Here is a 595-nt window from a genome sequence, read left to right as displayed (position 1 = left end):
AAATCGCTGGCCAAATGGCCACGACATAAAGACAACATAGTTACATATTCGAACAAATAAAATGCTTGCTGCCACACGTACACTTTTGCACTATAATATGTCCTGCGCACTTGTTTAATCTCAATTGAGATCGGCCGCCATGGCTGAAATCGGTCGGACGCTTTAAGTTTAGTTTAGTTTTAACAATGAATTAGGTACTGAATCTATTTCCTAGCTCGTAGCCTGAACCAATGGCCGCCCTTCATCTTGATGTTGACAGACTTCTCACACATCTGGATGGGAAGGACCGTCTTCTCAGAAGGGGAAATTTCGAACTGGCGCAATAATTGGTATAGAGTCGCTTTCACTTCGCAGAGGGCAAACCTTGAACCGATACAGTTCCTAGGTCCGGCTCCGAAGGGCATATAAGCGTAAGGGTTGATGTCATGCCTGTTGTCTTCAGAGAACCTTTCGGGGTCAAATTTTTCCGGGTTTGGGAAGTACTTGGGGTCCCGGTGGAACGCCCATACCGGGATGATTAGACCTTCGCCTTTACGCATAATGTAGTCTTCGGTGGCATCTTTGTTCGGTTTCCCAAGATTGTAGTCTTGGCTGC

The 595-nt window shown here is 46.2% G+C and carries 1 protein-coding gene; it reads right to left on the bottom strand.

Annotated elements, in window-relative coordinates; genetic code table 11:
* Nucleotides 1-203: 203 nt before the first annotated feature.
* A partial coding sequence (locus ACFFNX_RS52055) for a cytochrome P450 (RefSeq protein WP_378213902.1) occupies nt 204-595 on the bottom strand: 392 nt, incomplete at its 5' end.

It is taken from the genome of Actinoallomurus acaciae, from assembly GCF_042429965.1.
Lineage (GTDB): Bacteria > Actinomycetota > Actinomycetes > Streptosporangiales > Streptosporangiaceae > Actinoallomurus > Actinoallomurus acaciae.
This window is presented reverse-complemented; position numbering and strand designations above follow the sequence as displayed.